Annotated in this window: 8 protein-coding genes; all 8 read left to right on the forward strand. The window is 73.1% G+C overall.

The annotated features are described in order from the left end of the window. Positions 1-2,313 (forward strand): chromosome segregation protein SMC (locus ACFOWB_RS02145; RefSeq protein ID WP_378145420.1); only part of this gene is annotated, 2,313 nt, incomplete at its 5' end. Between the two features lie 322 nt (positions 2,314-2,635). Then, positions 2,636-3,007, forward strand: coding sequence for an AtpZ/AtpI family protein (locus ACFOWB_RS02150; protein WP_261401538.1), 372 nt, complete (start codon positions 2,636-2,638; stop codon positions 3,005-3,007). A gap of 62 nt (positions 3,008-3,069) precedes the next feature. Continuing rightward, the gene (locus ACFOWB_RS02155) at positions 3,070-3,816 is read left to right on the forward strand and encodes a F0F1 ATP synthase subunit A (protein WP_261401537.1); all 747 of its coding nucleotides are present in this window, start codon (positions 3,070-3,072) and stop codon (positions 3,814-3,816) included. Positions 3,817-3,886: 70 nt separating this feature from the next. Next, the gene (locus ACFOWB_RS02160; protein WP_261401536.1) at positions 3,887-4,111 is read left to right on the forward strand and encodes a F0F1 ATP synthase subunit C; all 225 of its coding nucleotides are present in this window, start codon (positions 3,887-3,889) and stop codon (positions 4,109-4,111) included. Between the two features lie 83 nt (positions 4,112-4,194). Continuing rightward, a complete protein-coding gene (locus ACFOWB_RS02165) occupies positions 4,195-4,815 on the forward strand; it encodes a F0F1 ATP synthase subunit B family protein (RefSeq protein ID WP_261401535.1) in 621 nt (206 codons plus the stop codon). 12 nt (positions 4,816-4,827) lie between these two features. Beyond that, positions 4,828-5,310: a F0F1 ATP synthase subunit B family protein gene (locus ACFOWB_RS02170; protein WP_261401534.1), complete on the forward strand. Its 483-nt coding sequence runs from the start codon at positions 4,828-4,830 to the stop codon at positions 5,308-5,310. Positions 5,311-5,382: 72 nt separating this feature from the next. Beyond that, complete coding sequence (locus ACFOWB_RS02175; protein ID WP_261401533.1) at positions 5,383-6,012, forward strand: hypothetical protein; 630 nt, start codon at positions 5,383-5,385, stop codon at positions 6,010-6,012. Positions 6,013-6,041: 29 nt separating this feature from the next. Further along, positions 6,042-6,923: a class A beta-lactamase gene (bla, locus tag ACFOWB_RS02180; protein ID WP_261401532.1), complete on the forward strand. Its 882-nt coding sequence runs from the start codon at positions 6,042-6,044 to the stop codon at positions 6,921-6,923. Positions 6,924-7,171 lie beyond the last annotated feature (248 nt).

A 7,171-nucleotide genomic window follows, 5' to 3' on the forward strand; every position in this document is an offset into this window, starting at 1 on the left:
GTCGGCGAGGCGGAGGCCGCGCTCGCCTCCGCCGCCGCGGCGCTCGCCGCCGGCGCCGCCGAACGGCGCGACCTCGACCGGCGCCGCGCCGACGCCGCCGACAAGCTCGCGCGGCTGGAGCGCGAGGCGCGCGAGATCGACGGCGAGACGGGCCGCCTGAAGGCGGAGGCCGCCCGCGAGGGCGACGCCGCGGCGCTCGCCGTCCGCGTCGAGGCGGCGCGCGGCGCGGCGCAGGCCGCGGAGGATCGCGTGGAGGCCGCCGAGGCGGAGCTCGCCAAGGCGCGCGGCGCCGAATCGGAGGTCCGCGGGCCTTCGGCGCAGGCCGCCTCGCGCGCCGAGCGGACCATGACCGAGGCGCGCACGCTCGCAAAGCTCGTGGCCGACGATCCCGCCCGCAAATATCCGGCGGCCGTCGATCTGCTCGTGGTCGATCCCGGCTACGAGACCGCGCTCGGGGCCGCGCTCGGCGACGACCTCGACGCGGCGGTCGATCCGCGCGCGCCGGCGCGCTGGGCCGGGGTGGAGGCCGACGGCGATCCGGCTCTGCCAGCCGGCGTCGACGCGCTCGCCGACCATGTGGTCGCCCCGCCCGAACTCGCCCGGCGCCTCGCGCAGATCGGCGTGGTGGAGCGCGTCGCAGGCCCTGCGCTGTCGCGGAGCCTTCGGCCCGGCCAGCGGCTCGTCAGCCGTCAGGGCGACGTCTGGCGCTGGGACGGGCTGACGCTTGCGGCCGACGCGCCGACGCCTGCGGCCCGCAGGCTCGCGGAGAAGAACCGGCTCGGCGCGGTCGAGCGGCTTGCGGCCGAGGCCCGCGCCGAGGCCGATCGCCTGCGCCAGATCGTCGAGGCCGCCCGCTCGCGCGTCAGCCAGGCGGTCGTCGCCGAGAAGCAGGCGCGCGAGGCCTCGCGCTCGGCCCGGCAAGCCTTCGACTCAGCCCGCGAGGCCCATGGCGCGGCCGAGCGCGCCGGCGCCCGGACCACGGCGCGGCTCTCCGCGCTCGCCGAAGCCGGCGCGCGGGTCGCCGCGGCCCAAGCGGAAGCCGAAGCCGCGCTCGCCGCCGCCGCCGAACGGCTCGCAGCCCTTCCCGTGCAGGACGACGGCGTCCTCGTCCCGTTGCGCGAGCGCGTCGCCGTCGCCCGCAAGGCGGCGGCCGAGCGGCGCGCGGAGTCCGAGGCGCTCGTCGAGGAGCGCCAGCGGCAGGCGGCGCGGCGAGGCGAGCTCGCGGCCGAACGCGACGCCTGGACGCGCCGGCGCGAGGCGGCCGCGGCGCAGCTCGTCGATCTCGAGACGCGCCGGGCCGAAAGCGAGGCCGAACGCGCCGCGCTCGCCGGGCGCCCCGACGAGATCGCGGCCGAGCGCGCGGCGCTCAGGTCGCAGCTCGCCGGCGCCGAACAGCAGGCGCGGGCGGCCGCCGACGCACTCGCTCTCGCCGAGACGCGCCATCGCGAGGCCGACGCGGCCGCCCGGGCGGCGCTCGAAACGCTCGCCGGCGCCCGCGAAGAGACCGCCCGCGCCGGCGCCCGGCTCGAAGCCGCACGCGAGAAACGCGCCGCCGCGGCCGCCCGCATCATGGAGGCGCGCGGCCTCACCCCGCAGGAGCTCGCGGCGACGCTCTCGGGCGCGCCCGCCGTTCCGCCGCAGGAGCTCGAGGAGCGCCTCGCCCGGTCGAGCGCCGCGCGCGAGCGGCTCGGCCCGGTGAACCTTCGCGCCGAACAGGACCTCGAGGAGGCGGAAGGCTCGCGCTCGGCCCTCGTCGCCGAACGCGAAGATTTGACCGAGGCGATCGGGCGCCTGCGCTCGGCCGTCCGCTCGCTCAACAGCGAGGGGCGCGGCCGCCTGCTCGCGGCCTTCGAGCGGGTCGACGCGAACTTCCGAAAGCTGTTCGAAAAGCTGTTCGAGGGCGGCGAGGCGCGGCTGGAGCTCGTCGAGTCCGACGATCCGCTCGAGGCCGGCCTCGAGGTGATCGCGCGCCCGCCCGGCAAGAAGCCCCAGGTGCTGTCGCTGCTGTCGGGCGGCGAGCAGGCGCTCACCGCGCTCGCGTTGATCTTCGGGGTGTTCCTCACGAACCCTGCGCCGGTCTGCGTGCTCGACGAGGTCGACGCGCCGCTCGACGACGCCAATGTCGAGCGCTTCTGCGCGCTCTTGTCGGAGATGGCGGGCGCGACCACGACGCGGTTCCTGACCGTGACCCACAACCCCATCACCATGGCGCATATGGACCGGCTTCTGGGGGTCACGATGTCGGAGCGCGGCGTGAGCCAGCTGGTCTCGGTCGACCTGCGGACCGCGGAGCGGCTGGCCGAGGCGGTGTGAACGGCGCGGGTTCGCGCCTTCTGACGCCCACCCCACCCTGCCCTCCCCTGTCCCAGGGGAGGGAGGCGCCCATGCCGGGAGACGTCCACGCAAGAGGAGGCGCCCTTGCCTCAAGCCCGCGGCGCAAGAGGACGCGCGGGGCGCGCCGGCTCTTTAGTCTTTAGGACATCGCGTCGCGGGCCTCGCAAAAGGCGATTTTTCCTTGCGAATCACATACTTGGCGCTTTGCGGCGGAACCTTGACACGCCAAGGCCCAAAAACTAGGGTGCGCGCGGTTTTCGGGGGTGATCGGCCTGCCGGGGGTCCGGAAAGGCTGACGCGAATGACGCAAGGCTCCGAAGGATCTCCCACGCCGAACAGTTCCCGGACCGACGGCGATCTGGCGGAGCGGCGCGAGCGGCTCGCCCAGGAGCTGAAGCGGCGTTCGGACCTTAGAGAGGCCGAAGACGCCGGAACGCGGAAACCGCGCTCCGACGCCTCCGGCCTTGCGCGCGCGCTGCAACTCAGCTCCGAGTTCGTGGCCGGCGTCATCGCCGGCGGCGTGGTCGGATGGCTGTTCGATCACTTCCTGGGCACGTCGCCCTGGGGGTTGATCGTGTTCCTGCTGCTGGGCTTTGCGGCCGGAACGCTGAACGTGATGCGCTCGGCTGGACTCAAGTCCGGCCCGGGCGGAACGACCAGCGAAGGCCCCTGACGGGGTCCGCCGGTTTGGCGAGGCGACGGCGGCGACGCCGTCCAGGATGAACGACAGGGACGATGGCTGCGGCAAACGATCCGATCCACCAGTTCACCATCGTCCCCCTGATTGGCGACGGCGCTCTCGCTTTCACCAATTCGTCCGCCTACATGGCCGCCACCGTCGCGGTGAGCGTCGGCTTCCTGATGTTCGCGACCGCGAGCCGCACCCTGGTGCCCGGCCGCCTCCAGTCGCTCGCCGAAATGTCCTACGAGTTCGTGGCGAACACGATCGGGCAGACCGCCGGCAAGGCCGGCATGAAGTTCTTCCCGCTGGTGTTTTCGCTCTTCATGTTCGTGCTGGTCGCGAACCTGATCGGCCTCATTCCCTTCAGCTTCACGGTGACGAGCCACATCATCGTCACCTTCGCGCTCGCGATGCTCGTGATCACCACCGTGATCGTCTACGGCTTCATGAAGCACGGCATGCACTTCCTGAAGCTGTTCGTGCCGTCCGGCGTTCCCGGCTACATCCTGCCGCTCGTGGTGCTGATAGAGGTCATCTCGTTCCTCTCGCGCCCGATCAGCCTCTCGGTTCGTCTCTTCGCCAACATGCTGGCCGGCCACATCACCCTGAAGGTGTTCGCGGGCTTCATCGTGATGCTCTCGGGCGCGCTCGGGACCGCGGGCCTGCTCGTCGGCATCCTCCCGCTCGCCATGACCGTCGCGATCACCGCGCTCGAGTTCCTGGTCGCCTTCCTGCAGGCCTACGTCTTCACGATCCTGACCTGCATCTACCTCAACGACGCCATCCACCCCGGCCACTGAGCGCGACCAAGCGCCGGCCGACACCCCGCCGTTCTCGGAAACACACCGGACGACCCGAAGGAGCAGAACTATGGAAGATATGGGCAAGTACATCGGCGCGGGCCTCGCGACCCTCGGCATGGGCGGCGCCGGCATCGGCGTGGGCTCGATCTTCGCGGCCTACCTCGCCGGCGCGCTGCGCAACCCCTCGGCCGCCGACGGCCAGTTCGCCCGCCTGATCTTCGGCTTCGCCGTGACGGAAGCGCTCGGCATCTTCTCGCTGCTCGTCGCGCTGCTCCTCCTGTTCGCCGTCTGAGCGAACACGAAACCGTACGACCTGAAGTCCCGCGTTTGCGCGGCGCCCGATCGAGCGGCGCCGCGTAGGCCTATGGAGCCGTGATGTTCGAGAAGATCGGGCCGTCTGGCCTCTACGTCCTCGCGCAGGCCGACCACGGCGCGCCCGGCCAGTCTGGCGCGGCGCCCGCGGAGACCCATGCGGGAACCGAGGCGCATGGCGGAGCCCACAAGGCGCCGTTCCCGCCGTTCAACAGCGAGACCTTCGCGGGTCAGCTGTTCTGGCTCGCGATCTTCTTCGGCGCGCTCTACCTGCTGATGTCGAAGGTCGCGCTGCCGCGCGTCCAGAACATCCTCGAGGGCCGGGCCGAACGCATCGAGGGCGATCTCGCCGAGGCCAACCGCCTCAAGGCCGAGACCGACGAGGCGATCGCCTCCTACGAGAAGACGCTCGCCGACGCGCGCGCCGAAGGCCACCGCATCGCGGCCGAGGTGCACGAGCAGGTCTCCAAGGAGGCCGACGAGCACCGCGCCAGGCTCGAGAGCGAGCTCAACGCCAAGCTCGACGCCTCGGAGACGCAGATCGCCGACGCCAAGGCGTCCGCGCTCGGCAACGTCCGCGGCATCGCGGTCGACGCGGCCTCGGCGATCGTCGAGCGCCTGACCGGCCGCCCGGCCGAGGGCGGGGCCGTCGAGCAGGCGGTCGACGCCTCGCTCGCGCGCTGAGGAGACAGCACGATGGGTACTCCCGACATCTGGGTGCTGGTCGCCTTCCTGATCTTCATGGGCATCGTGGTCTATGTCGGCGCGCCGGCCAAGATCCTCGGCGCTCTCGACAGCCGCTCGGCCAAGATCAAGGCCGAGCTCGACGAGGCCCGCAGCCTTCGCGAAGACGCCGCCCGCATGCTCGCCGACTACAAGCGCAAGCGTGAGGAGGCCGAGAAGGAGGCGCAGGAGATCGTCGCCAACGCCAAGAAGGACGCGGCCGCCTACGCCGCCGACGCCAAGGCGAAGGCCGAGGAGTTCGTCGCCCGCCGCACCAAGGCGGCCGAGCAGAAGATCGCGCTCGCCGAAAGCCAGGCGGTCGCGGAAGTCCGCTCCGCCGCGGCCGACGCCGCGGTCGCGGCCGCCGAGCGCGTGCTTTCGGGCGAGGCCAAGTCCGGCTTCGGCGACCAGCTCTTCGAGAAGGGCCTGTCGGAAATCCGCGCCAAGCTCAACTGACGCGCTCTTGGCGCGCCTGACGACAAGACGAGGCCGCCGCAAGGCGGCCTTTTCGTTTGCGGGGAGCCCGACATGACGCACGACATCGGCGCAGGGCCGGCCGAGCCCGGGGTCGCGCTCGGCGAGACCCGCTGGCGCTTGCCCGCCGGGGCCCTGCCCTTCCGTCCGTGGTCGGCGATGCAGATGCGGCTCGCAGCGCCCATGCGGGCCGGCGGGAGCATGACGCGCAACGTGATCCTGTGGCTCGTCGTCTTCGCGATCTTCTTCGCCGTCTTCAGCCAGCAGAACGCGATCGGCCTCGACGCCGCGCTCGTCCTCTTCACCGACGGCGGCTGGTCGACGACGTTCAGCGGCTGGGGCGTCGCAGGCCTCGGCGTCGGCCTCGCGCTCGCCGGCATGGCGGCGCTCGCGATCCTCGCCGGCGCGCTCCAGGGCGGCCAGATGCGCCGCATCTACGACAGCCTGCCGACGCTCCAGCGCCCGACGACGCTCGTCATCGGCGACGACGGCGCGGCGCAGGGCGACGAGGCCTACGTGTTCGCCGCGCGATGGGACATGATCACGGAAGAGTTCTCGCAGGACGGCGTCTGGTTCCTGCGGCTCGCGATGGGCGGCGCGCTCTATGTCGAGGAGGCGACGCTCGGCCATGACGGCGCCGCCGTGAAGGCCTTCGTGCGGGAGCGCCTCGGCCGCCCCGCGTGAGGGAGGCGCGACCGAAGAGGGAGACGGCGATGCGGCGGCGGACGGTCCTGACGCTCGGCCTCGCCGCGGCGCTCGCCGGCCGCCTTCCCGCGCGCGCTGAAACGCCGGACGACGCCGCCCGCGACCGTTTCGCCGCGACGCTCGACGCGCTGGAGGCGAAGAGCGGCGGCCGGCTCGGGGTCGCGCTCGTCGAGGTCGGCGGCCCGCGGCGCTGGTCCTCGCGCGGGTCCGAGCGCTTTCCGATCACCTCGACGTTCAAGACGCTGCTCGCCGCGTCCGTGCTCGCGCGGGTCGACGCAGGGACCGAGAGCCTCGACCGGCGCCTGCCCGTCACGGCCGCCGACCTCGTCGAGCATTCGCCCTTCGCGCAGTCGCGCGTGGGCGGCGAGGCGAGCGTCCGGGATCTCTGCGAGGCCACGATGACGCTGAGCGACAACGCCAGCGCCAACCTGCTGCTGCCCTCGGTCGGCGGCCCCAAGGGGCTGACCCGTTTCGCCCGCTCGATCGGCGATCCCGAGAGCCGGCTCGACCGCATCGAGCCCGCGCTCAACGAGGCCGCGCCCGGCGACCCGCGCGACACCACGACGCCCGAGGCGATGGCGCTGTCGGTCGAGCGGCTCGTCTTCGGAGAGGTTCTGACCCCCTCATCGCGGGGCGCGCTGACGCGCTGGCTGGTCGACGGGCGCACGGGCGCGGCGCGGCTCCGCGCAGGCCTGCCGCAAGGCTGGGCCGCGGGCGACAAGACCGGCGGCGGGGCGAACGGCACCGCGAACGACGTCGCGGTGATCTGGCCGCCCGCCGGCGCGCCGCTGGTGCTCGCCTGCTACCTCACCGGCTCAACGCTCGACGGCGACGGCCGCGACGCGATCCACGCCGACGTCGCGCGCGCGGCGGTCGCCGCGGTCGGCTGAAGCGGGACGCTCGTCCGCTCACGCCGCCATGCCCGGCGGAGCCGGGCGTCCGCGACTGTCCAGGAACGTCGGGCGCTACGCCGAAGCCGTGGACGCCCGCGAAGACGCGGGCATGACGTGGCGTGTCATCCTGAAGCCGTCGCGCTCGAGCCCACCAGCCGCCTCAGCGGTTGGCGGTGCGCACCGCCGGCTGCGGCTGGGCGGCGGCCTGCGGCTGGGCCTGCCCACGCGGAGCCGCCTGGCCCTGG

Origin of the sequence: Chenggangzhangella methanolivorans, from assembly GCF_042648545.1 — a bacterium.
In the GTDB taxonomy this organism is placed as follows: Bacteria; Pseudomonadota; Alphaproteobacteria; order Rhizobiales; family Methylopilaceae; genus Methylopila; species Methylopila methanolivorans.